This is a genomic window from Microcoleus sp. MON2_D5, from assembly GCF_036701905.1.
GTDB lineage: Bacteria > Cyanobacteriota > Cyanobacteriia > Cyanobacteriales > Microcoleaceae > Microcoleus.
This window is the reverse complement of sequence record NZ_JAUBRM010000012.1, coordinates 80,203-103,234: the sequence shown is the minus strand read 5'-3', so window position 1 is coordinate 103,234 and position 23,032 is coordinate 80,203. Positions and strand designations below refer to the sequence as shown.

At 46.2% G+C, this 23,032-nt stretch carries 20 protein-coding genes; 9 read left to right on the top strand and 11 right to left on the bottom strand.

Annotated features, from left to right (window positions below):
- Nucleotides 1–525 (top strand): response regulator (locus tag QUA47_RS06890; protein ID WP_333430185.1); only part of this gene is annotated, 525 nt, incomplete at its 5' end.
- 16 nt (nucleotides 526–541) lie between these two features.
- Here QUA47_RS06890 and QUA47_RS06885 read toward each other — a convergent pair.
- The gene (locus QUA47_RS06885) at nucleotides 542–1,771 is read right to left on the bottom strand and encodes a transposase (protein ID WP_333430184.1); all 1,230 of its coding nucleotides are present in this window, start codon (nucleotides 1,769–1,771) and stop codon (nucleotides 542–544) included.
- A 56-nt stretch (nucleotides 1,772–1,827) separates the two neighbouring features.
- Between QUA47_RS06885 and QUA47_RS06880 the strand changes: the two genes are divergently transcribed.
- Nucleotides 1,828–1,968 carry a hypothetical protein gene (locus QUA47_RS06880; RefSeq protein ID WP_190661121.1) on the top strand — a complete coding sequence of 47 codons (141 nt, stop codon included), beginning with the start codon at nucleotides 1,828–1,830 and terminating at the stop codon, nucleotides 1,966–1,968.
- Between the two features lie 10 nt (nucleotides 1,969–1,978).
- Here QUA47_RS06880 and QUA47_RS06875 read toward each other — a convergent pair whose 3' ends face one another.
- Both QUA47_RS06875 and QUA47_RS06870 read right to left on the bottom strand, forming a co-directional pair.
- The gene (locus tag QUA47_RS06875; protein ID WP_333430183.1) at nucleotides 1,979–4,804 is read right to left on the bottom strand and encodes a GAF domain-containing protein; all 2,826 of its coding nucleotides are present in this window, start codon (nucleotides 4,802–4,804) and stop codon (nucleotides 1,979–1,981) included.
- Between the two features lie 603 nt (nucleotides 4,805–5,407).
- Nucleotides 5,408–5,530, bottom strand: a complete 123-nt coding sequence (locus QUA47_RS06870; protein ID WP_333288634.1) for a hypothetical protein — start codon at nucleotides 5,528–5,530, stop codon at nucleotides 5,408–5,410.
- 144 nt (nucleotides 5,531–5,674) lie between these two features.
- Between QUA47_RS06870 and QUA47_RS06865 the strand changes: the two genes are divergently transcribed.
- Nucleotides 5,675–9,220: a PAS domain S-box protein gene (locus QUA47_RS06865; RefSeq protein WP_333430182.1), complete on the top strand. Its 3,546-nt coding sequence runs from the start codon at nucleotides 5,675–5,677 to the stop codon at nucleotides 9,218–9,220.
- 789 nt (nucleotides 9,221–10,009) lie between these two features.
- Here the strand turns inward: QUA47_RS06865 and QUA47_RS06860 are convergent.
- Together QUA47_RS06860 and QUA47_RS06855 are read right to left on the bottom strand one after the other, a co-directional pair.
- Nucleotides 10,010–10,171, bottom strand: a complete 162-nt coding sequence (locus tag QUA47_RS06860; protein WP_333402526.1) for a hypothetical protein — start codon at nucleotides 10,169–10,171, stop codon at nucleotides 10,010–10,012.
- 7 nt (nucleotides 10,172–10,178) lie between these two features.
- Nucleotides 10,179–11,177, bottom strand: a complete 999-nt coding sequence (locus QUA47_RS06855) for a hypothetical protein (RefSeq protein WP_333430181.1) — start codon at nucleotides 11,175–11,177, stop codon at nucleotides 10,179–10,181.
- Nucleotides 11,178–11,544: 367 nt separating this feature from the next.
- Between QUA47_RS06855 and QUA47_RS06850 the strand changes: the two genes are divergently transcribed.
- The 4 genes from QUA47_RS06850 (at nucleotide 11,545) to QUA47_RS06835 (ending at nucleotide 13,569) form a co-directional block, all read left to right on the top strand.
- On the top strand, nucleotides 11,545–11,817 hold the full coding sequence (locus QUA47_RS06850; protein WP_333430180.1) for a helix-turn-helix transcriptional regulator: 273 nt from the start codon (nucleotides 11,545–11,547) through the stop codon (nucleotides 11,815–11,817).
- 308 nt (nucleotides 11,818–12,125) lie between these two features.
- Nucleotides 12,126–12,398: a helix-turn-helix transcriptional regulator gene (locus QUA47_RS06845; protein WP_333038829.1), complete on the top strand. Its 273-nt coding sequence runs from the start codon at nucleotides 12,126–12,128 to the stop codon at nucleotides 12,396–12,398.
- Between the two features lie 307 nt (nucleotides 12,399–12,705).
- Nucleotides 12,706–12,987, top strand: a complete 282-nt coding sequence (locus tag QUA47_RS06840) for a helix-turn-helix transcriptional regulator (RefSeq protein ID WP_333430179.1) — start codon at nucleotides 12,706–12,708, stop codon at nucleotides 12,985–12,987.
- A gap of 315 nt (nucleotides 12,988–13,302) precedes the next feature.
- Nucleotides 13,303–13,569 carry a helix-turn-helix domain-containing protein gene (locus QUA47_RS06835; protein WP_039887004.1) on the top strand — a complete coding sequence of 89 codons (267 nt, stop codon included), beginning with the start codon at nucleotides 13,303–13,305 and terminating at the stop codon, nucleotides 13,567–13,569.
- Nucleotides 13,570–13,709: 140 nt separating this feature from the next.
- On the opposite strand, the gene QUA47_RS06830 is transcribed toward QUA47_RS06835, so the two are convergent.
- From QUA47_RS06830 to QUA47_RS06820, 3 genes are all read right to left on the bottom strand, one after another.
- The gene (locus QUA47_RS06830) at nucleotides 13,710–14,375 is read right to left on the bottom strand and encodes a sulfotransferase family protein (RefSeq protein WP_333430178.1); all 666 of its coding nucleotides are present in this window, start codon (nucleotides 14,373–14,375) and stop codon (nucleotides 13,710–13,712) included.
- A gap of 316 nt (nucleotides 14,376–14,691) precedes the next feature.
- Nucleotides 14,692–15,105: an alternative ribosome rescue aminoacyl-tRNA hydrolase ArfB gene (gene arfB / locus QUA47_RS06825; RefSeq protein WP_333038823.1), complete on the bottom strand. Its 414-nt coding sequence runs from the start codon at nucleotides 15,103–15,105 to the stop codon at nucleotides 14,692–14,694.
- A gap of 72 nt (nucleotides 15,106–15,177) precedes the next feature.
- Nucleotides 15,178–15,684 (bottom strand): restriction endonuclease, encoded by a 507-nt coding sequence (locus tag QUA47_RS06820; RefSeq protein ID WP_333430177.1) that lies wholly within the window; start codon nucleotides 15,682–15,684, stop codon nucleotides 15,178–15,180.
- 509 nt (nucleotides 15,685–16,193) lie between these two features.
- Here QUA47_RS06820 and QUA47_RS06815 point away from each other — a divergent pair.
- Complete coding sequence (locus QUA47_RS06815) at nucleotides 16,194–17,672, top strand: alpha-amylase (protein WP_333430176.1); 1,479 nt, start codon at nucleotides 16,194–16,196, stop codon at nucleotides 17,670–17,672.
- Between the two features lie 100 nt (nucleotides 17,673–17,772).
- On the opposite strand, the gene gnd is transcribed toward QUA47_RS06815, so the two are convergent.
- Nucleotides 17,773–19,227, bottom strand: coding sequence for a decarboxylating NADP(+)-dependent phosphogluconate dehydrogenase (gene gnd, locus QUA47_RS06810; RefSeq protein WP_333218481.1), 1,455 nt, complete (start codon nucleotides 19,225–19,227; stop codon nucleotides 17,773–17,775).
- Nucleotides 19,228–19,520: 293 nt separating this feature from the next.
- Here gnd and QUA47_RS06805 point away from each other — a divergent pair, with 293 nt between their 5' ends.
- The gene (locus tag QUA47_RS06805; RefSeq protein WP_333430175.1) at nucleotides 19,521–19,943 is read left to right on the top strand and encodes a hypothetical protein; all 423 of its coding nucleotides are present in this window, start codon (nucleotides 19,521–19,523) and stop codon (nucleotides 19,941–19,943) included.
- Nucleotides 19,944–20,156: 213 nt separating this feature from the next.
- Here QUA47_RS06805 and QUA47_RS06800 read toward each other — a convergent pair whose 3' ends face one another.
- Both QUA47_RS06800 and QUA47_RS06795 read right to left on the bottom strand, forming a co-directional pair.
- Nucleotides 20,157–20,753 (bottom strand): Uma2 family endonuclease, encoded by a 597-nt coding sequence (locus QUA47_RS06800; protein ID WP_333430174.1) that lies wholly within the window; start codon nucleotides 20,751–20,753, stop codon nucleotides 20,157–20,159.
- A gap of 337 nt (nucleotides 20,754–21,090) precedes the next feature.
- Entirely contained in the window at nucleotides 21,091–22,986 is a 1,896-nt protein-coding gene (locus QUA47_RS06795) for an ABC transporter ATP-binding protein (RefSeq protein WP_333430173.1), read from the bottom strand.
- Nucleotides 22,987–23,032 lie beyond the last annotated feature (46 nt).

Here is a 23,032-nt window from a genome sequence, read left to right as displayed (position 1 = left end):
TTTACCGAACTGCATGGAGGAACCGTTCAAGCAGACAGCTTAGGACAGAACTTAGGGGCTACATTTACCATCCGGCTGCCGTTAAACATTGTCGAGCCAGAACCCTCTTCTGATGACAGACATTCAGAAAGTGCGACAGATTTAACAGGAGTGTATGTCTTGGTGGTGGATGACGATGCAGATATGCGGGAGTTGGCAGCATTCACCCTGATGCAATCTGGCGCACAAGTTAGGACAGCCGCTTCGGGGGCACAGGCGTTGACTCTCCTGAATCAATCTGTCCCCGATTTGCTGTTATGTGACATAGGGATGCCAGAGATGGATGGTTATTCCCTGATTCGGCAAATTAGAAAGTGGTCTCCCCAACAGGGAGGCACGATTCCAGCGATCGCACTTACTGCCTATGCCGGAGAGATGAATCAGCAGCAAGCCTTAGCTGCCGGATTTCAGATCCATGTATCCAAGCCTGTTGAACCTGAGGAATTGGTCAATGCGATCGCCCGTTTGCTGAGATCGGCCAGTTAAATACAGGTGACAACTCCTACACCAAGTGAGTACAGTATGGTGTAGGCTTCTGAGCGACTCCTGCTATTGCATAGGACATTGACTGAGCTTTAAAAGCGGGTTGCCCCACCGCTCTATTTTTAATAACAATTGCTGCATTATGATCGCGGTCAAGACTGCACCCGCAATGAGGACAGTCATGCCAGCGAATATGCAGCTTTTTTGGTACTTTCTCACCGCAATTAGAGCAATCTTGTGAAGTATTATGGGGGCTTACTGGGACAACCAACAAACCAGCATTTGAGGCTTTGTTTGTTAATATCGACAGAAAGCTTGACCACCCAGCGTCCAACACAGATTTAGCTAATCTTGTACGAGCTAGACCTTTAATATTTAAATCCTCGTGCGCGATTACGTCATATTTTGATAGCAGCCAATTAGCTGTCTTGAAGTGAAAATCTTTGCGCTTATCAGCTACTTTTTTGTGACACTTTCCTAACTCGTTAACTGCCTTCTGCCTCCGGCTACTGCCTTTCTTGCGACGTGACACTCGCTTTTGAATTACCCGTAAGCGTTTTTGTTCTTTACGGTAATATTGGGGAATAGCGACTGTTTCGCCCTCAGAGGTTGTCAAAAACTCCTTCAGTCCTACATCAATACCTGTTATCGAACGAGGATTAAAGTCTGGCTTAATCTCTGGAACTGTCTTGTCTTCTAGGGAGAGCGTAAGGTAGTAACCATCAGCTTTCTTGGTGACAGATGCGGTTTTGATTTTGAACCCATCAGGGATAGGGCGATGCAAGACAATTTTAACTTTCCCAAACATCGGCAAGTTAATCAAGTTGCCACGTAAGAATCCCTCTTTCACCTGTGGATACGTAAAGGTGCGATAGCGATTGCGAGCCTTGAAACGAGGTTTTCCGCTACGTTTCCCGCTGCTGTCACCTTTCAAGAAACGGTCAAATGTTATCTTAACTCGCTTAACTACATCTTGCAGGACTTGCGAATATATCTCGCCATACCAAGGATGCGTTTTCTTGAGTTGAGGTAACGTTTTCTTTTGCGAATAATAATCAGGATTGTCTCGCAGTTCAGGTAGGTGGCAGACGAGAGGGCAGGCGTTAACAGGAGAACGGTTTTGTTCGTACCAATTAAATCTGTCAGCCAACAGAAAATTGTACTGAGCTCCTAGCATGGATAGCCATCTGTCTAGCTCAATGACCTGTTGTTTTGTTGGACGTAGTTTGTACTGGTAAGCCGTTCTCATGGTTGCACTCCTTGAATGTCAAGTTAGCATTATTGTGTTCGCATCGACAACACAGCATGAAGAACAAGAACCTCCACATCCGATTGTCTGAGAAACGACTCAATAAACTGAGAACGATCGCGGAGGCAAGAGAAAAAACCATCACCCAGATGGTAGAGGCATGGATTGATCGACTGTCCCTGACATTTACTGACTGACTCGCTTTCCCTACGTCAGTCGCGCATTCATCCCACACTGATTTATTGGGGGTACTCCGCTACGCCTCGATAAATCCCCCTCTAAATTCAGTGTGGGATGAATGCTGTTTAAGCTAACCATGTTCTCAATCTCTTGAACCAGTGTTTCTGGGGCTACAGGTTTGGCGATGTGCCGTTGAAAACCAGCAGCAAGTGCCTGCTGCTGATTCATCTCTCCAGCATAGGCAGTTAGTGCGATCGCAGGAATCTTATTTTCTTGTTCTGATTCCAACAGGCGCACCTGATGCATCAGCATATAGCCGTCCATCTCCGGCATCCCGATGTCACTAAGTAGAATGTCTGGCTTCGATTGCGTCAGTGCTTGTAAGGCTTCGCTAGCGGATGCTGCTGCCGTCACTTCTGCACCTGCTTGTTCCAAGACAAAAGCGAGGAAATTACGCGAGTCTGCTTCATCATCCACAACCAAAACCCGGATGTTTGTAAGAGGTAAAGTCTCAGGAACAGTCGCGAACGAGTTAGTCGTAGCGGTTTCATCGTTCGGCGCGACACTTTCCCTTCTCAACGGCAGTCTGACTGTAAAAGTCGCCCCTTGTCCCTCTCCTAGACTGTCTACTGTAACAGTTCCTCCGTGCAACTCGACGAGGTGACGCACGATCGCCAACCCTAACCCTAATCCCCCAAACCTACGGGTTGTAGTGCTATCCGCTTGTCGGAAATACTCAAACACATGGGGCAAAAAGTCTGGAGAAATTCCCTTGCCGGTGTCACTCACCTGAATTTGTGCCTCAGACCCGATTTGCTCTAATGTGATTTCTATCTGTCCCCCAGTTGGGGTGAACTTAACCGCGTTGGATAGCAGATTCCACACCACTTGTTGTAAGCGGGTTGAATCACCGGAAACTTGACAAATACCCGGTTTAAATCGCATCTGAATTTCAATTGACTTTGCCTCTGCTGCCAGACGGACTGTTTCCATTGCCGCTTTAATGATGGATGGCAAATTAACGGGACAGACATTGAGGCTCAACTTTCCCTGAAGAATTCGAGAGACATCGAGCAAGTCTTCAATCAGTTGCGCTTGCAATTTAGCGTTGCGCTCGATCGTTGCTAGCGCACGAGCTGTGGCTGTTTCATCCAGCTTGCGACTGCGAAGGAGCTTTGTCCAGCCCAGAATCGGATTAAGGGGCGATCGCAACTCATGGGACAACACGGCTAAAAACTCATCCTTAATCCGGTTCGCTGACTCTGCTTGTGTGCGAGCACGCTGTTCGGCTTCATAAAGCCGAGTGTTTTCAACAGCCACCGATGCCATTTGTGCCAGTTGCACCAGAATCGCTTCGTCTTCTTCTGTAAACTCACCTTCGTATTTATCGGATAGCTGGATTAACCCAATGTTGCGTCCGTCTCGTCCCACGAGAGGAGCAACCAACCAACCGCGCATGGGGGGATGCCTGTATGCTGCATCGCCAAACCCTTTCCACCTGGAGTCAGCTTCCAGTTCTGCCTGGGTCATTCGCATGGATCGGTTCAAATGACAAGCACAGGCATAGATTCCAGATCCATCCGTCTGGTCGTTATAATCTTGCCACTGGGCATACTTGTCGGACAGGTAAACAGCATTAATTGCCTGTGTCCAGTTTTGATCGATTGTCAGGCTGGTGACCGACTGGTGAGTGCCAATGATTTGATATGCCTGCCGGGTAATGACGTGCAGCACTTCTTCAACAGAAAGGGTTGCGTTGATTGCTAAGGCTGCCTGCGTCAATCCATGTAGTTGGCGGCTATACTGCTGCTCTTTGATCAGCGCTTGTATTCGCATCTCCTCGGCCTGCTGCCGCTCCAGTTCAGTGGCAACCCGTATGGCAAAAATTGTCAGCAGGGATTCTGCAAGCTGAACATTTTCCAACGGCTTGCCGTCCATCACGCCCAGCAACCCTAACGGTTTGCCTGCCAAGTCAAAGAACGGAATTGCCACATAGCTTTCCACCTTCAAGGGTTCTAGAAGGGGAGCTTTGGGAAATAACGCTTGCACACCACGGGGGTAGCAACACATTTTTTGTTGTCGAATAACTTCTCGGCAAGGTGTGTCCTGCAACAGATATTCAAAGTTGTCGATAATTTGACCTTGGGCACAAGCCGCGATTGTTGTAATCACTTCTTTGTCGTCTCCAGTGACCAAACCAATATAGGTATAATCGCTTCCCAGTGCCTTCGTGAAGTGTTGTACCAGAGCCGAAAAAAATGCCTCACCCGTCACGGTAGAAACGCCCTGCGTCACCTCTAGCAGAGCCGCATCCAGTAGAGCAATTTTACGCGCTGCTAGCCGTAGCTCTAATTCGTCCACAACCATTGCCGCCAAATCTGCTAAAGTTGCTGTTTGCTCATCGGTTAAGGCATCGCGCGGTTTCGTATCTAACAAACAAAGGGTACCCAGGTTAAAGCCATCGTGAGTGAGCAACGGCGCACCCGCATAGAAACGCAGACCGGGTTCATTTTGTACGAATGGATTACAGGTGAGGCGCTTGTCTTGCCTGGTGTCGGGAATGACTAGAACATCGTTAGATAACAGCGCCAAGCTGCAAATGGTAGCATCCCGTTGCACTTCCCGTAGATCAAAGCCGTAGCAGGACTTGAACCAGGCTCTCGATTCGTCTATCAGAGAGACTAGGGCGATTGGCACATCAAACATACGAGCCGCTAGTGACGTAATGCGATCGAATGCCGCTTCAGTTGGAGTATCCAGAATCTTGTATCGCCGCAGTGCCTCTAATCGTTCCGCCTCATTTGCTGGCAAAAGAGCGGTTAGGGCAATGGGTTTAGAAGAAGTTTCAGTCATGGGTTGTGAGTCAACGGGCGAGTGGAGAATGGGAAATGCAAGGGGAATGAGGTTGCGTTATTCAGAGGTGCCTGACCAAGGCAGCGTTAGCAGCGCTTAACGAAGTTATCGCCTGAATCAGGTCTTCTGGCTCTACAGGTTTAGAAATATGCTGTTGAAAGCCGGAGGCGAAAGCAATGGCGACCGGACAGGCATCAATCAAGGTTTGTAACGTCTGGTTGCTTAAGCACGATCGCCTCTTGAAGCACGAGAGTTCGAGGAGGAATTAGACAAATTCAGCAATATATAACATTTGCTATATCTGATTGTCTGCCACTAGGGGGATATATTTATCTACCTTGCAGGAGAAGTGGGCCCACAATGCCGGAGGTGTTGCTAAGCTGATGTGCATCTAAGGAGTTAGATGCACATCAGCTTAGCAACACCCATTGAACCAAAGGGGTTGATACAGGCGATATCCATTTTATTTTAACGTCCTGAGCAGCGAACCATCTCGCCACAGCATCTGCCTTAAGGGAGATCTTCCTTAGGAAGCAACTCAGCTTGAATCGAGAAAATCCTCTTAGTACCTATGCTGGAAAGATTCCACTTAATCCCTAATTTCTAGGACAATTCGGTACTTTTCGGTATTTTCCGCTCCAACCCTCTTACCAATTCCCGCAGCACGTCAGTTTTATGTAGCAGATCGATCGGCAGCAAGCCCATGCTGCCGGATTTGGGATACATATCTCGAAGCCTGTCGAACCTGAAAAATTGGTGAAAGCGATCGCACATTTGCTAAGACACTGAAGGACTTGAGTTTTGGGTACGTTGGATCTTGATTCCCTAACAATAACTGGCATAATAGGTAAATAGGCAGAACTAACCGCAATGAATGTAGAACGTACAAACTCCTTGAATCATCGAAAAGAGTTTACTGTAAATTTTCCTCAAGAGCTATGTACAGACTGTCAGGCGATCGAAGCTCGATTTGGGGCGATCGTAGACCATATGGCTGAGGCATTCATTTGCATTAATTTAGAGTGGTACTGCACCTATGTCAACCGTAAAGCAGAGCAGCTTTTAAATAGGAAGTGGCAAGACCTAATTGGCAAAAAGATATGGACAGTATTTGCGGTCGAGCCTACCTCTGAGCTATATAAGTATTGTCATCGAGCGAGCGTAAAGCAAACTGCAATCGAGTTTGAAGAACACTATCCCTCACTCAACAAGTGGTTGAGAATTCGCGCAATCAAGAGTGAAGATAGCTTACTCTTTTACTTCCAAGAAACCGCCGAAACATCTCAAGCTGAGCGACAATTGAAAGCCGAAATCACAAAGTGCCAGCAGGTGGAAGCGACCCTTCAGAAAGAACAGGACTTTTTGAAGGCAATCCTAAACAACGTTCAAGCTGGCATTGTCGCTTGCGATGCAGATGGCATATTGACGGTATTTAACCAAGCAGCTAAAGATTTTCATGGATTACCTCAGCAGCCAGTTCCACCGGAGCAATGGGCTGAGTATTATAACTTGTATTTGCCCGACGGCAAAACACCCATGAATACAGAGGATATTCCCCTGTTCCAGGCCTTGCAAGGACACAACGTTCGTGATGTGGAAATGATGATTGTTCCGCAGCAGGGAACCCCGCGAATGCTGTTAGCAACTGGACAGGCGATTATTGCCGCCAACGGCGAAAAACAAGGTGCTGTTGTCGTGATGCACGACATTACACAACGCAAGCAGGCAGAAACTGCTCTGCGTGAGGGTGAAGCGAAATTATCCAGCATCTTCCAAACTATTCCTGATGGCATCACTATTTTAGATTCTACCGGACAGATTATTGCCGCAAATAGGGCAGCAGAGAGGATTTTAAGATTAACTAGCAGCGACATTGTGGAGCGAGGCTATAAAGATCCATCCTGGTTCATTACAACCGTGGAGGGTCATCCTTTCCCAGAAGATGAACTGCCGTTTGCCAGGGTTATGCAAACAGGTCAGGCTATTTATGGCATTGAACATGCCATTAACCATGCCGATGGCACCCGCACGATTCTCTCGATCAATGCTTCCCCTTTGTTTGACGCAGAAGAAAAAATTATCAATATCATTGCTGCTTTCAGCGACATTACTGAACGCAAGCAAACCGAAGACGAACGAGTACAGCTTGTTAAAGAACAGGCAGCCCGTGCTTTAGCAGAGGTTTCTCAGGAAAAATCAGCATTTTTAGCGGAAGTGAGTGCTATCCTTTCCTCTTCGCTAGAGTATGAACAAACTCTCCAAAGCGTTGCAAAGCTGGCAGTTCCTTATTTTGCAGATTGGTGTAGTGTCGATCTGCTGAATGACGATCGCACAATCAGTCGTGTTGCAGTTGCTCATTCAGATCCCGAAAAAGTGAAGTTGGGCTGGGAGTTGGCTCAACGCTTTCCCAGACATCTCGATGATGGGTATGGCATTACTAAAGTCATGCAAACAGGACAGGTTGAAATTGGGATTGAGATTACAGATGAACAGTTAGTTGCCACAGTGCCGAATGCTGAATACCTGGAAATCTTACGTGGAGTTGGGTTAAAGTCCTGCATCATTGCACCGCTACAGGCACGCGGGCGCGTGTTGGGTAGCATTACCTTTGTGTTTACTGAATCCGATCGCCGCTATCGCCTGGAAGACATTGGTCTGGCTGAAGATTTGGCTCAGCGAGCAGCGATCGCCATTGATAACGCTCGTCTCTATAATGAAACCCAACAAGCGCAATTAGCTGCCGAACTCGCCGCTAACCGGACGGCTCGACTGCTGGCGGTGATGACGGCTTTGTCTGAATCGCTAACCGCGGCTCAAGTGGCTCATGTGATTATTGAACAGGGAATGTCCGCACTGGGAGCGAGTTCTGGTTTGGTTGCCGTATTAAACCAGGATGGAAGCGAACTGGAGATTATTCAAGCGATCGGCTATGAGCACGTAGGAGACTTTCAGCGCAGTTTTTCACTTCATGCACCCTATCCTCTCGCAGAAGCTGTGCGAAGTGGGCAACCTGTTTGGGTAGAAACTATTGAAAACCGAATTGCCCGTTATCCTCATTTAGCCGAAGCGTATGCCAAGGCTGGTTCAGAAGCCTGGATTTCCGTGCCATTGTTGATTGAAGGACAAGCCGTTGGTGGGCTATCGCTCGGTTTTTCGACTTTTCCCCAGCTTTGTGAGAGCGATCGCGCTTTCGTTTTGGCATTGGCACAGCAGTCGGCGCAGTCGATCGACCGAGCACGGCTCTACGAGTCAGAATCGCAAGCACGGACACAAGCAGAAGCAGCTAACCGAATTAAAGATGAGTTCTTAGCTGTCTTGTCGCACGAATTGCGAACTCCGTTGAATCCGATTCTGGGTTGGACTCGACTGCTGCGAAGGGGAAGCCTGGATTCTGGCAAGACGGCGGTAGCTCTCGAAACGATTGAACGCAATACCCAGTTGCAAGTTCAACTGATTGAGGACTTGCTGGATATTTCTCGCATTCTGCAAGGCAAGCTGAGTTTGAACTCTACTCCTATTAATTTGAAAACAACTCTTAAAGCTGCGCTCGAAACAGTTAGTTTAGCCGCCGAAGCGAAAAACATTCAAATTCAAACTTACCTAGAACCCAATGTCGGCGAGGTGTTAGGAGATGCTACCCGATTGCAACAGGTTGTCTGGAATTTGCTCACAAATGCCATTAAGTTCACCCCAACAGGAGGTCGAGTTGAAGTTGAGCTAAAAAGGATTGATTCCTATGCTCAAATTCAAGTCAGGGATACAGGGAAAGGGATTAAGCCAGAATTTATTCCCTATGTATTTGACACATTTAGACAAGCCGATAGCAGTATTACCAGAACATTTGGTGGGTTAGGGCTGGGATTAGCGATCGTGCGTCACGTCGTTGAGCTACATGGTGGAACTGTCAAAGCCGAAAGTTTTGGAGAAGGACAGGGAGCAACATTTACTGTCACACTTCCCTTATTAGCCAGAAGCAATGATGCAAACAGCGACCACAACGATAATCTATCACTCAAAGCTCACACTTCACCCTTGGCTAGATTATGTATCCTGGCCGTCGATGACGAAGTAGACAATTTAGAGTTAGTTCAATGTATTTTGGAGGAAGCGGGAGCCACAGTGATATCTGTATCTTCAGCAAAAGATGCGCTACAAAAGCTCAATGAATCTAAGCCAGATGTTTTGATTGCTGATATTGGAATGCCACAAATTGATGGCTATATGTTGATTCGTCAAGTCAGACAACTATCTACACAGGAGGGAGGAGAGATTCCCGCGATCGCCCTCACAGCGTATGCAGGTGAGGCAAATCAACAGCAAGCACTAGCAGCCGGATTTCAAAGGCATCTTCCCAAGCCTGTTGAGCCTGAAACGTTAGTGGAGACAATTGAGAAATTGCTTCATCCAATAGAGTAATTTTAATTCCGGTTGTACTCCTGATGATTGTTGACTGTTGGCTGTTAACGGTCAGTCGAAAAACTGAATGAGATAAATTCCGGTTGCAGCGGAATAGTCAAATCCCGTCAACTGTCAACAATTCCCGATGGTGCAACCGGAATTGATAGAATTCATCTGCGTTAATCTGTGTTTATCTGCCCTCATCTGCGCTGAAAAAAAGATAATTTCTCCGGCTGCAGATGACAAGGGATTGACGCTGATTCACGCAGAGGTCGAGAAGAGAGATAGGAATAATTCCCATGCTAACAGGTTTGATATGATGGTTGAGTGTTGATTGTTGACTCGATTTTACGCCCGACGATGAAGCGCGGATTTAATATAAGGCAGAGTATTAGACAGAGTGGAAATTAAGATTCAGCTACCTCGGTACAAGGATTTCAAGTTGATTATTGGAGAGGTCTTTTGAGTATAGTCTGGGAAGAAAATGTCACGAATTGAGGGCTAGCCTAATGCTGCTTGGCTTAGATGTATGAATAGGCTCTGCTAAGGCATTGCTCCCCAAACCCCATAATATATCGTTGACACCAGCCCTGGGCCCACAACGCGGGAAATTTTAACTTTGACCTACAGTTGGGAAATTCCGATCGCAATCGCAACTAATATCGATCGCCCCCAGCATCTCCAAATCATCTCAAATTCAGTTCACCACTCCACCAGCCCACCAGTCCCTTCCGGGACACGGCTGTCATGCCGTGTCCTCACCCGCAGCACTACTTGAGACGCCAAGGGGAACAACCCCCTGATAACTTACCTGCGACAGCCTTGGGCGATCGCCCTTAACACCGCTAGCCGCACTTCTGGATGAGATTTCTCAAGCCCGTTAGCCCGAAAAATCCAGTGTCCGGCGCCCGCGTGCTCGATCGCAATCTTCTGTCCGTCAGGCAAAACTATTTGCCACCAATTCAACACTGTGGCTTTAATAAGGTGGCACTGAATTTCGTTCAGTTGAACCTCCATTAATTTCAGTTGACGCATGATTGGATTTTGGGCAGATGACTTCATGATTTTTCTCATTAAATGAATTCGACTGTTTCTCGGCTTTGATTTCACTTTGCCGATTTTTGAACTTAACTTCACCTTCCGAAGTTTTCGCCTTAACTTCCCCTTCCGAAGTTTTCGCCTTAACTTCCCTTTTACCACCTTTAGGGCCAACTTTGACTCCAAAACCTTTAGACTTAACTTTTCCTGGGGCAGAAGTTGAAGTCTGTTCCGTTGCCGGCTTCTTAAACTCCGCGTCTAATTGGTCTAAAATCTCCTCTTGTTCCGGGGTATGTTCCGCTGGCTGCTCTAAATTTCTGGGATTGTATTCGCCAACCAACCTTGCCAAAAACTCCGAAATTGACAGTCCGGCTGCGGCTGCTTTTTTGGTTAAAAGGGCGTAGGTGTCGGTTTTAATCCGAATTTGTTTGAGCCGGAGGTTGGGATTGTTGTCAACTGTTTCGGCAATAGTTACTGCGGTAATCCTTTCTTTTGGTATGACATCGACAACTTCTTGCCACTTTTCCTGTAAACGACAGTCGCCATATTGGTCGGTGATTGCGTGTTTGAACAAAGGGACAACTTGAGCAACGCAGCTAGGCAAAATCTCAAATCCGGCTTTAATTAAGCGCAGGCAAATGCCAGCAGCTTTGATAATTTGCGTGCAGTAAAAATACTGCCTGCCTAATGCTTGTTCGCAGTAACTTTTAAAAGTTTTGAACTTGTCTTTGTACAATCGCAGTTTTCGGATCGCGTCTAGCATGATTCCTTGACGCACGTAGTCTAGGAATCCCCTTTTAATTTCGCCTGTCAGGTAGTCTAAATCGTGAAAGGGAGATTGATTGTGGATTTCTTCTTCAAAGTCTAGCAGCGGGCCTGCAAAGTGAAAGTTGGAGGCGACATCGCCTAGGTAGAAGTTGTCAATTGATGTGGACATGATCTGGAATGGTTCGAGAAAGGGCACGATACCACGGAAGTTGTGCGATCGCAAAGGAGAAGTTTTGGTCTGGATCTTTGATACAATTTTGAGTTGTGTTGTCCTGTGAGGTCGATCGACCTTTTACATGGCATCACCTCCTCGGAGTTGAGGAAAAGAGGCTTGAGGTATGCGCCCAAGCCGCAAAAATACGCTTGGGTATGCAGGCACAATTGATAGACACGAAAAATCCGGCGGTTCTTCAAACCTGCATTTTGACGAAAGGAGGGTCGCCCTGTTGCCTTTGTTTTGCCTATCTACTAGCAGTTTAGTGCCAGGTTGTGAATTTGTCAAGCACTATTTTGCTAGCAATTAACTGCTATAATTGATGGAAGCTAAAGATCAAGAAACCATAACCTTGAAAAACCTTAGAGAAAGTGCAAATTTGACCCAACCCGAACTTAGTCGTCGAATGGGGGTAGGAATTCGCATTATTGGCGATTGGGAACGAGGAGAATCCATTCCTCGCTTCGATCGGGCCATTGCTCTGGCGCGCGAGCTAGGCGTACCACTAAAAACACTTGCTAGATGTATGGGACTAGATGTAACCAAAATTCCCGACGACCTACCAACTCTCGCGCCAGAGCGATCGGACAACTAACAAGTACAGCGAAGTCATGGTCTTGATATTTGATACAATTTTGAGCTGGGCCGTCTCTGTGAGGTCGATCGACCTTTTACATGGCATCACCTCCTCGGCGTTGAGAAAAAAGGGGCTTGAGGTATGCGCCCAACCCGAAAAAACGCTTGGGTATGCGAGCACAATTGATAGACACGAAAAATCCGGCGGTTCTTCAAACCTGCATTTTGACCAAAGGAGGCTCGCCCAACCGCTTTACTATCTCCTTCTTCGTAGTTTAGTCAGACTTATTGTTTTTTTCAAGGGTAAACTACGAAATATTCTGCACCATGAATCAAGAAGTACGGGATTTATACGAAATGAGCCTTGCAGAAATTAGAGAATACAGGGGCTTGAGTCGCCGAGAGCTTAGCCAGCAACTGACGGGGAAAGTCTCTGAAGATACTTTGTATTCAATAGAAAAAAGAAAACAAAAACCCAGAGTTGATACTGCAATAGCCATCTGTACAGCGCTAAATATTAGCTTGAAACAGTTCTGTCACTCGATCGGGCTAGATGTTTCAGGACTTGTTGATGATTACGTTCCGCCGAGGAACAGCTAACAAACAGAGCTAAATCATGGTCTTGATATTTGATACAATTTTAAACTTGGCTGTGAGGTCGATCGACCTTTTACATGGCATCACCTCCTCGGCGTTGAGAAAAAAGGGGCTTGAGGTATGCGCCCAACCCGAAAAAACGCTTGGCTATGCAGGCATAATGGGTAGACACTACAAATAAGGCGGTTCTTCAAACCTGCATTTTGACGAAAGGAGGCTCGTTGAGCTGCCTTTATTGTTCCTACCAACATGAAGTTTACGTCTGATCCGAGTTTTTGTCAAGACGTTTGCATCATGAATATTTCGTCCTATGATAGAAGAAGATTTACAAGAAAAGGAGAAGTCTCCATTGAGACTACTCAGAGAACAAGCTGGACTAACACGCCCTCAAGTCAAAGAAAAAATCGGAATTTCCGAGCGAAGACAAGCTGACTGGGAATTAGGCAAGGCTCTACCTAACGCTGAAAACATACTTGCTATGGCTAACCTGTACCAGGTTTCTCTAAAAACTATGTTTGAGGTTTTAGGATTAGACGTAACCAAAATTCCCGATGACTTACCAAGTCGAGCGCCCTCACCGAACGACAACTAACAAGCACAGCTAAATCATGGTGTTGACATTTGATACAATTTTGAGTCAGGCTGTGAGGTCGATCGACCTTTTACATGGCATCACCTCCTCGGCGTTGAGGAAAAGAGGCTTGAGGTATGCGCCCTTCCCCGGAACATACGCTTGGGTATGCAGGCACAATTGATAGACACGAAAAATCAGGCGGTTCTTCAAACCTGCATTTTGACGAAACGAGGCTCGTGCTCGCCGCCCTTTGTCATGTCACCTTTGTCTCATTATGAGATGTCAATTTAATTTTTTCAAGTATGACATCTCAATATGAGATTTTACGATCCAATGTCATCAAGAAAAGAACGAAGACAGGAGGGCAATTCACCATTGGAAGCCCTAAGAATCCACAAAACCGACTTATCACAAGATGAGTTCGCTTTTAAATGTGGGATTCCGCGCGCCACCTATCACAGATGGATATCTGGAGCAACAGAGCCCAAATTTTCTCTCGAACAGTTGAAAGCAATTTGCCGCGAACTACAAATAGAAAAAATAGATGAACTTCCAGAGAGCTTTGGCCCGAAGAAGCAATCAAACCAAACCAACAGTTAAAAAATTACTGCTGATACAATTTTGAGTCAGGCTGCAAGGTCGATCGACCTTAACCCGACCAGGATCGAACCTACCCTTGGAAGGGGGGGAGAGGTAGATTGTAATAATGATTAATCTTTAATTGGGCAGGAACTTCAATGCTAGTAAAGCTCTTTTGATGCCTGTTGAAATGTGGCGCGATCGTTGAGATGTGGAAAAGGCTTGTCAGGAGGAACAGATACGCCAAGGAAGTGACACAAGGGTTCCCAACCCTCCTTCACTTGGTAAACTAACAGGCGCTCTGGTGGAACCAAACGTTTGACTTCTTCAATGTGTTGATTGAAAATTCCGATCGCGTAGGGTTTATCCTCAAATTTCCCTTGAAAATCCTTCACCCAAACATCTTTATCTGCCATGCGGAAGATGCGAACTAGATTCCGCAGCTTTGGAGAAAATGGGAGCGATAAAGCCATCTTTAGCTTCTTCCAGCCTTTTGGCCCTGCTTGGTAGATTGTTTTCAAGGTACTCTCATACCAACTATCTGCATCTCGAATACTCAACAGAACTTTAGCATCAGGATAGTGCTGCATAAGTTGACTATAGTAACGATAACCTGGGTAATCTACTATTGCTTGGTAGCCATCAAACAAAGCATCCCAATTGACAGGTTTTCCCTGACTGGCATCCTCCCAGAACTTTACATCACAAGGGTGTGTTAGAAGTTCTACCATGTGGTAGCATTTACTAAAACCGAGTTCTTCTAAAGCAGCTTTGATAGATAGCGTTCCCGTTCGTCCAAAACCTGCACCAATCACCTTAATTGCCATAAATTCCTCAATATTCTGCTTCCATTAAAAGTCGAAGCCCACTGCCTCAATTGTAGATCAGGCGATCGCGCAACAGTTCTGGTACTAGGGTATAGATTTTCCCCCCTAGGTGTAGCGACCTGCAATACTAAACGCTCTGTCCCTGCAATGCTGCGATTTTTGAGGATGGATTAATTGCAACTGAAATTACTGTTCAGCCAGGATTAACTGCAACACAAACCCAGGGCTAACTGCAAATGAGCCTGCAATCATCCATTTCGACCGGAATTAACTGCAACTGATCGATGTCTAGAGGGTGACAAGGATCTTTCATCGCTCAATCCGTGACTTTCCCTCTCAAAGCTTTAATCTGCCCTCGCTTGGTTTTGCTGTCGAGACGCTTGCGCTGGGAACTACGAGTTGCTTTGCTGGGTTTGCGCCTTTTCGGTATGACGATCGCACTTTTAATCAGTTCTTGCAGCCGTCTCAAAGCCTCCTCCCGGTTTTGTTCCTGGCTGCGGTGTTCCTGGGCCTTGATCACAATCACACCTTCGGAGGTGATGCGCTGGTCGTTGATTTGCAACAAACGCTCCTTGTAGCGATCGGGCAATGAGGAAGCTGGGATATCAAAGCGCAAGTGAATCGCACTCGCCACCTTATTTACATTTTGTCCCCCCGCGCCTTGAGAGCGAATCGCACTAATCTCGATTTCGCGATCGTCTATGAACACAGTGTTAGAAATTTGTAGCATGATTCATCAGTGAGATTAAAGATACCGGGAAAGCAGTGCATCTTTTATATATAACTTAATTTAGTAGATCAATTATTTACACTTCTTAGCTGTCAGGATGAATTCGATGAGTCTTTTTCTATCCCATAACTCTATGTCGTTAGATTCAGCAAGGTTGTAAGCATTTTCGGTAAATCTGTTGTTGGTGATGACTCTTCCTTTATTTCCTTTGTAATGTCTGACTGCTCCTGCTACTTCTTGAACTGCTTTAATCCCAACTGGATTTTTGCTTCTTTTCGCTTGAACCACTGTTTTTAATCCATCTTTGTATAAAATTAAATCCGCCCCATAATCTTGACTATCTTGAGTTAAAGTAACACCATAACCAAAGTTTCTAAAATGGACATCAAGAAATCTTTCAAACTCTTTTCCTGTCATTTCATCTACTTCCAAAATTCCACTATCTAATAAACGTTTTTTTTCCTCTTCTTCTAAACGTTTTTGCTCTTCTTCCCAACGTTCTTCTTCTTTCCATCTATCAACTACCGATTTCGCAATAGCAACGGCAACGGCAGCGCCTCCTACTATAAAAGGCCACATAAAATTACATTTATTTAAAAGGATTATTTATTATACCAGATTTCCTCAGTGTAGTTATCTACCAATATCACAAGCACATTGTGATCTTAATTACTGATAAATTAAACGTAAAATCCTCTGCTTTTAGGGCCCCGACCTTGGACTTGGGCTTTTTGTCTGCACTCAAGTTCAAGTATTATTGACACAGTTAAAGATCGCCCGAACGATCTTTAACGACGAATATATAGCAGATTGCAGGTTTAGGAAGTAAACCGCTTATCGTCCAATCTCCGTAGAGACACGGCAGCGCCGTGTCTAAAGCTGCACTTGATAAACCTGGGATACGCTGTATTAAAAGCTATCTCGAAAACCAACGTCAAGGGATTTTATAGTTTAGAACTGTAACAAAACTTTAATCACACCCAAACCGTAGGTTTAGCAAAAATTACTGCGGATACAGTGACAATGGGCAAGGCTGTAGCCTAAGATCGGTTTAAATTGTCAGTATCATCTCAAGGCAAGGGTGCAAAATGGCAGATATCAACGGCACGATGATGCAATATTTCCACTGGTACATTCCCGATCGAGGAACCCTGTGGGATGAGGTGAAAAATCAAGCGAAAGAATTGGCTGATGCGGGTTTTACGGCACTGTGGCTGCCGCCAGCTTACAAAGGAAGTGGCGGGCAAAGCGACGTAGGATATGGGGTTTACGACTTATTTGATTTGGGAGAATTCGACCAAAAAGGTTCAATTCGCACCAAATATGGTACTAAGCAGCAATATTTGGATGCGATCGCAGCCCTGCACAAATCTCAGATTCAAGTCTATGCCGATGTAGTTATCAACCACAAAATGGGTGCAGATGCAGCAGAGATATTTAAGGCAACTCCTTATCCTCAAAACAATCGGCTAAATCCCAAAGGTGGATTGCAAGAAATCAAAAGCTACACTCATTTTAACTTTCCCGGACGCCAAGGTAAATATTCCCAATTTGAATGGCACTGGTGGCATCTTGACGCAGTAGACTACAACGAATACAATAAAGACGATCGCAGCACAGTCTATTTGGTAGAAGGTAGAAGTTTTGATGACTATGTTGCCCTAGAAAATGGCAATTTTGCATATTTAATGGGGTGCGATCTGGATTTTCAGGAGCAAGGGGTACGAGATGAAATTACACGCTGGGGTAAGTGGTATCTCGACACAACAGGTGCCGACGGTTTCCGTTTAGATGCAATCAAGCACATATCGTCTTGGTTTTTCCCGGAATGGTTGGATGAATTGGAGCGATATGTCGGCAAAGATTTGTTTGTTGTCGGTGAGTATTGGGCACCAAATATCGATATCCTGCACTGGTATGTCGGTTCAGTTAAGGGCAAAATGTCAGTTTTTGATGTGCCGCTGCATTACAACTTTCATTACGCCAGCCAACAGGGCGGTAACTACGATATGCGGCGCATCTTAGACGGTACAATGATGCAGCAGCAACCGACTCATGCAGTAACGTTTGTCGAAAACCACGATTCCCAACCGCTGCAAGCACTTGAATCTGTGGTAGAACCCTGGTTCAAACCTCTTGCTTATGCGATTATTCTATTGCGAAAAGAAGGTTATCCCTGCGTTTTCTACCCGGATTATTACGGTGCAGAATATGAAGATTGGGGGCGTGATGGCAATCGGTACAAGATTGTTATGCCCTCTCATCGATCGCTAATTGACAAGTTTCTCCATGCTCGCAAACACTTCGCCTACGGCCCTCAATATGACTATTTCGATCATTGGAATACCATTGGCTGGACGAGATTGGGCAATCGGAAACATCCACAAGCAATGGCAGTAATTATGAGTGACGGCCCGGAGGGTTTCAAGTGGATGGAAGTTGGTAAACCTCATGCTAAGTTTGTGGATTTAACAGGGCATATTAAGGAACCTGTTTCTACTAACGAGTGGGGTTGGGGCGAGTTTCGCTGTCAAGGCGGTTCAGTATCTGTGTGGGTTCAGGAATAAGATCGGTTGGTAGTAATATCATGTTCTATCTGTAAGGTGCCCCGAAACGCACCCTACAAAAATTAATAAGGTGCGCCGAAACGCACCCTACAAAAATTAATTAATCACCACTACCAGTTTGCAGCGATTCTTTAGCAGTCTGCGTCCACTCAGAGTGGAAGAATTCGCCGCGCGGTTTGTCGGTGCGCTCGTAGGTGTGAGCCCCGAAATAATCACGCTGCGCTTGCGTGAGGTTTTGCGGCAATCTTTCGCGCCGGTAGCTGTCGAAATAGTCCAGCGAGGCGCTAAATGCTGGCACTGCAATCCCCAGTTGGCAAGCAGTAGCTAACACGTCCCGCCAAGCCGATTGGCGATCGAGAATGCTCTGTTTGAACTCCGGCGCTAACAGCAAATTCGGCAGCGTGGGGTCGTCCTTGAAAGCTGTTTTAATCTTGTCCAAAAAGCCAGCCCGAATGATACAGCCACCCTTCCAAATTCTGGAAATTTCGCTCAAACTCAAGTCATAGTTGTACGACTTCGAGGCCGCGCTCAACAACGCCATGCCTTGCGCGTAGGAGCAAATCTTCGAGCAGTAAAGGGCATCCCGGACTTTATTCACAAACTCTTTAGTATCGCCTTCGTACTTGCCGCTAGGCCCCGTCAGTTCTTGGGAAGCTTTGACGCGCTCTGCTTTATAAGAAGACATGATTCTGGCATTCACAGCAGCGATAATTGTGGGAATGCTCACGCCCAATTCCAAAGCACTCATTACAGTCCAGCGGCCCGTGCCTTTCTGACCCGCTGCGTCCATAATTACCTCAACTAAGGGTTGCTTAGTTTCCGGGTCGTTGTACTTGAAAATGTTAGCCGTAATTTCAATCAAAAACGAGTTTAGTTCGTCTGTGGTATTCCATTCGGCAAAAACTTCCTGCAACTGCTTGCCGTTCAATCCACCAACGTTTTTGAGCAAATCGTAGGCTTCAGCAATAAGCTGCATATCCCCGTACTCAATGCCGTTGTGAACCATCTTCACGTAGTGACCGGCGCCACCGGGGCCGATGAATGTGACGCAGGGGCCGTCATCTACTTGAGCCGCAATTTTGGTGAGAATTGGCTCTAGTAGACCGTAAGCAGCGTGCGTGCCACCGGGCATCAAGCTAGCACCGTTGAGCGCGCCTTCTTCGCCGCCGCTGATGCCCATGCCGACAAATCCCAGTCCCATCGATTCTAAATCTTTGGTGCGGCGTTCGGTGTCGTCGTAGAGCGAGTTGCCGCCGTCAATAATCATGTCGCCCGGTGACAGCATGGGTTTGAGCTGGTCGATGACCGCATCTACGGGTTTCCCAGCTTGCACCATGACTAAGATTCGGCGCGGGGTTTCTAGGACATCGACGAATTCTGTCAGAGTCTTGGCGGCTACAATGTTCTTGCCGGGGGCGCGTTGTGCCATGAAGTCGTCGGTTTTAGCTGCTGTGCGGTTGTACACAGCCACGGAGAAGCCTCTGCTTTCGACGTTGAGCGCTAGGTTTTCGCCCATCACTGCTAGACCGATTAAACCAAAATTTTGCTTTGTCATGCTAATAACCCGCTGGTTGTTCCCGCTTGAGGATAGGTTTGCGAGAGAGGAAAGCGAGGCGGGGTGTAGCGCTTTCCGGTGGACTAAAAGTATTGGACAATAGACCTAGGAGGTTTAGGTTTATTTTTATATTCTCAGAATTGCTGTTTGGTAAATCAGTAGGGTTTTTTTAAGATTTAAGGGATATTAATGACGCGGGCAGGTGATGATAAGGCAGGTATTATGTCGATCGCGGTAACGGTAGATACAAACAAGCGGACATTTTGAGGAAAATTGAGGAGACTGTTGTAACTATGGAAGATTTGCAGTATCTCGCGGCCTGGGTGAAGGAGCAACACGCTCGCGAGTATATTTTGACTTGGCTGCTGAGTCAACAGGGGCTGTGGTGGTCTGATGGGGATATTTATCAGGCCGTTTTGCAAAAGTCGGGAAAGCTTTTGAAAGCTTATGTTCAAAAAAGGCAAGCGGGAGAGTTATTTGAGGGAATTTCTGAGAAGTTGGTGGGAGATGATAATTGGGATGATTTGGTGCTGAGTTTAGGGCGAATTGTTGCTGTTTATCAAGAGGAATTGCTGAAGCTGCAAGAGCGCGATCGCCGGGGGGATGGGGTAAAAAAAAATTTGATTAGCCAACCGTTGACTGGGGATGCTTTGTCGCTTTTGGAGGTGCAGCAAGCTTTGCCCGATCCTTATGCGGATACGTTGACGGGGAGATAATTTGCGATCGACTTTTCGGAGGCACAAGAATCTCAGAAACCCGGTTTCTTCCTATATCTCTCGTACTCAACCAAAATTTGTCGCCGAAACCCGGTTTCTCGCCACGCAGTGAATCCCAAAAACCGGGTTTCTTCCTATATCTCTCGTACTCAACCAAAATTTGTCGCAGAAACCCGGTTTCTCGCCAGCCAACTAAAGAAAATGGATCGAGATTCAAGGGTTGAGAATAGGTGTAATATCTAGAAGAAATCCGGGAAGGACATCTTCACCCGAAAGTGTAGGCGGTTGGTCAAAAGAGAAATTAATAACTTCTGCTACCTCTTCAGACAACCGATAAATTTCTACTAAAGGCGTTTGGGGGTCAATTAGCCAACCTAAGCGACAGCCGTTAGTTTGATAATACCGCATTTTAGCCCGCAATGTTTCTAGGGAATCACTTTGCGAGCGCAATTCTATTACAAAGTCCGGGCACAGGGGAGGAAATTTGCGCTTATCTTCTGCGGATAATGCTTCCCAACGTTCTAGGAGTACCCAAGCAGCATCAGGGGAACGCTTCGCACCGTTGGGTAATTGAAAGACAGTGGAAGAGTCAAAGACTTTTCCCAATCGAGTCTGACGATTCCACAAATTTAGGTCTGTAGTCAAATCGGAATTTCTGATGCCGCTTTCGCCGCCTGTTGGAGGCATAATAATTAGTTCTCCTTCGGGGGTTTGTTCTAATCGCCACTCTTCATTAGCGATGGACAATTGATAAAATTGTTCGTCGGTTAAAGCGACGGCGGCAGGTAGGTTGAGAGTTATAGTTTCCATCGTTGATATTATCGCCAACTAGGTTGGTTTTATTATAGCTCGCACTTTCTGACAATTTTCTCAAAAAGATCGCACGCTCAGAAACCGGGTTTCTTCCGATATTTCTCGTGCGAGGCCGAAAATTGTCGCAGAAACCCGGTTTCTCGCCACGCAGCTAATCCCAGGAACCGGGTTTCTTCTGATATTTTTCGTACTCAACTGAAAATTGTCGCCGAAACTCAGTTTCTCGCCACGCAGCGACACAAATGCGAGCGTTAGGGCTGGTTTATATAGATTGTTTGTGGGAATTCAAGATGGTTGATGAACCCGCCCCTCCGGTAATTCTGTTGATTTCACTCTAAATATAGCTACTAGCTTGACGTGTGAACATTGAGCAGTAAATTCCGTTTGATGCTATCAATTCGTCGTGAGTTCCTATTTCTGCTATTTTACCGTTTTCCATGACGGCGATGCGATCGGCTATTTTTGCTAATCCCAATCTGTGACTGATGACTATTGTTGTTTTCCCGGCGGCTATTTGGCGAAAGATGCTGTAAATTTCGTGTTCTGTCTTGGGGTCTAGGGCGGCGGTTGGTTCGTCAAAAATTAGCACTTCGGCTGTAGAAAGCCGCATTAAGGCGCGGGCGATCGCAATTCTTTGCCACTGTCCCCCGGATAAGTCGATGCCGTCTTCTAATTGTTTCCCCAACGGTGTTTCTAAACCTTGCTCTAAACTGTTGACTTTAGCTGCAATTCCTGCTTCGGAAATAGCTTCGTTAATTGCGGTGTCATCCGACAGTGAAAGCAAGTCGCCGAAACCGACGTTTTCGCGGACTGTGGAGGGGAAACGGGCGTAATCTTGCATGACTACGGCGATGCGCGATCGCACGTATGCTAGAGAGTACGATCGCAAATCTTTGCCGTTCCAGTCGATCGTACCAGTTGTCGGGTCGTACAGGCGACCGAGGAGTTTACCAAGGGTGGTTTTACCCGCGCCATTTTCACCGACAAGCACTAGCATTTCGCCCGGATTAATGGTTAAGTTGATATCTTCAACCGTGCTTTTATTGCTACCCGGATAGCAGAAAGATAGATGCTTAATCTCGATGCCAATTTTATCTTTTGTGGGGCGGGAATCTTGGCCGCCTTCTGGTAAACTAGGCAGGCGAGATGCCACATCCACAAGCGGAGACTGCAATTCTGGTTTGAGTTCCAAAAGTTGAAAAATCGGACTAACGCCGAGGGAAATATCGTACAAATTAGTATAATTGCCAATCAATAATTGCAAACTTTGCTCCACCTGGACAATCAAACCCGAATAAAGCGCCAAATCCCCCAAAGTATAGCGCCCTCCCAAAGCTCCCATTACCACATAAACAAATGGCAAAGCTACTCCTACTCTACTAAACACTGACCAGAAAAGTACAACAATTGCTCCTTTTTTTCGGATGCGTTGCATCTCGCTAAAAAACTGCAAAAACTGACCCTGCCAGCGTTTGAGCCAAAGTTCCTGCAAGCCAAACAAACGCAATTCTTTAGCGTATTCTTCCCCCGTCAATACTCTAGCGGATAAGTTCATCTCGCGGCTGATTTTAGCTTGCTTTCTTTGAACTCTCCAGATTATTCTGCTATATTTTCTTTGGATGTAAATTGAGGGAGATGATGAAATCAGCATCAGCACTGGCACCCACCAAGCTATGGTAGCAGCAAGGCTAATAGATGGAATAAATATAAAAATTCCCGTGATGGTCATGCTGAGGGTAAATGCTAGTTGCTGTATTTTGGATACTCCGGTTTTTGCGAGTTCTACAATATTTAATAGTTCGGGGTTTTCAAACAGGGCAATATCGTCGAAATTGGCGACTTTTTCGAGGACTTTTCCTTCGACAAAGCCTTGAACGCGATCGCGCAAAGATGTCGCTGCAAAAGAGCTCATTGTTTCGAGGGAGTCGCCGATTAACTTGAGACTTAATACTCCCGCAATACTCCACAGCAATATTGGCCGGGAAAGCATCAAAGCAAAGGGCTGTGCTGTTTGGGTTTGCGATAGCAACCGAGATACTTCATCAATGATTAATTTATCTAAAAATAGGACGGCAGATGGGGCAGCACCGCGAATAATGTTGAGTAATATTAAATTGCGGAGTTCTATTGGTGCGGCTTTGATTATCAGGCCCAGGCTGCGCCACAGAGCTTGGAATGTGGTAATTTGGATGGGTTGCATTATTTGTAGGTAGGTGTCGGGTCTAGTCATCCCCTCCCGTTATATTGTAACAAAGGAAATCCTACGTTGTCAGTAG

Excerpts from the sequence above, each read along its gene's own strand:
- QUA47_RS06885 (WP_333430184.1), bottom strand. The coding sequence starts at position 1,771 with ATGAGAACGGCTTACCAGTACAAACTACGTCCAACAAAACAACAGGTC.
- QUA47_RS06875 (WP_333430183.1), bottom strand. The coding sequence starts at position 4,804 with ATGACTGAAACTTCTTCTAAACCCATTGCCCTAACCGCTCTTTTGCCA.
- QUA47_RS06820 (WP_333430177.1), bottom strand. The coding sequence starts at position 15,684 with ATGTGGCCTTTTATAGTAGGAGGCGCTGCCGTTGCCGTTGCTATTGCG.
- gnd (WP_333218481.1), bottom strand. The coding sequence starts at position 19,227 with ATGACAAAGCAAAATTTTGGTTTAATCGGTCTAGCAGTGATGGGCGAA.
- QUA47_RS06855 (WP_333430181.1), bottom strand. The coding sequence starts at position 11,177 with ATGTCCACATCAATTGACAACTTCTACCTAGGCGATGTCGCCTCCAAC.
- QUA47_RS06865 (WP_333430182.1), top strand. The coding sequence starts at position 5,675 with ATGAATGTAGAACGTACAAACTCCTTGAATCATCGAAAAGAGTTTACT.
- QUA47_RS06805 (WP_333430175.1), top strand. The coding sequence starts at position 19,521 with ATGGAAGATTTGCAGTATCTCGCGGCCTGGGTGAAGGAGCAACACGCT.
- QUA47_RS06850 (WP_333430180.1), top strand. The coding sequence starts at position 11,545 with ATGGAAGCTAAAGATCAAGAAACCATAACCTTGAAAAACCTTAGAGAA.
- QUA47_RS06795 (WP_333430173.1), bottom strand. The coding sequence starts at position 22,986 with ATGACTAGACCCGACACCTACCTACAAATAATGCAACCCATCCAAATT.
- QUA47_RS06830 (WP_333430178.1), bottom strand. The coding sequence starts at position 14,375 with ATGGCAATTAAGGTGATTGGTGCAGGTTTTGGACGAACGGGAACGCTA.
- arfB (WP_333038823.1), bottom strand. The coding sequence starts at position 15,105 with ATGCTACAAATTTCTAACACTGTGTTCATAGACGATCGCGAAATCGAG.
- QUA47_RS06880 (WP_190661121.1), top strand. The coding sequence starts at position 1,828 with ATGAAGAACAAGAACCTCCACATCCGATTGTCTGAGAAACGACTCAAT.
- QUA47_RS06845 (WP_333038829.1), top strand. The coding sequence starts at position 12,126 with ATGAATCAAGAAGTACGGGATTTATACGAAATGAGCCTTGCAGAAATT.
- QUA47_RS06840 (WP_333430179.1), top strand. The coding sequence starts at position 12,706 with ATGATAGAAGAAGATTTACAAGAAAAGGAGAAGTCTCCATTGAGACTA.
- QUA47_RS06815 (WP_333430176.1), top strand. The coding sequence starts at position 16,194 with ATGGCAGATATCAACGGCACGATGATGCAATATTTCCACTGGTACATT.
- QUA47_RS06835 (WP_039887004.1), top strand. The coding sequence starts at position 13,303 with ATGTCATCAAGAAAAGAACGAAGACAGGAGGGCAATTCACCATTGGAA.
- QUA47_RS06800 (WP_333430174.1), bottom strand. The coding sequence starts at position 20,753 with ATGGAAACTATAACTCTCAACCTACCTGCCGCCGTCGCTTTAACCGAC.
- QUA47_RS06870 (WP_333288634.1), bottom strand. The coding sequence starts at position 5,530 with ATGTATCCCAAATCCGGCAGCATGGGCTTGCTGCCGATCGATCTGCTA.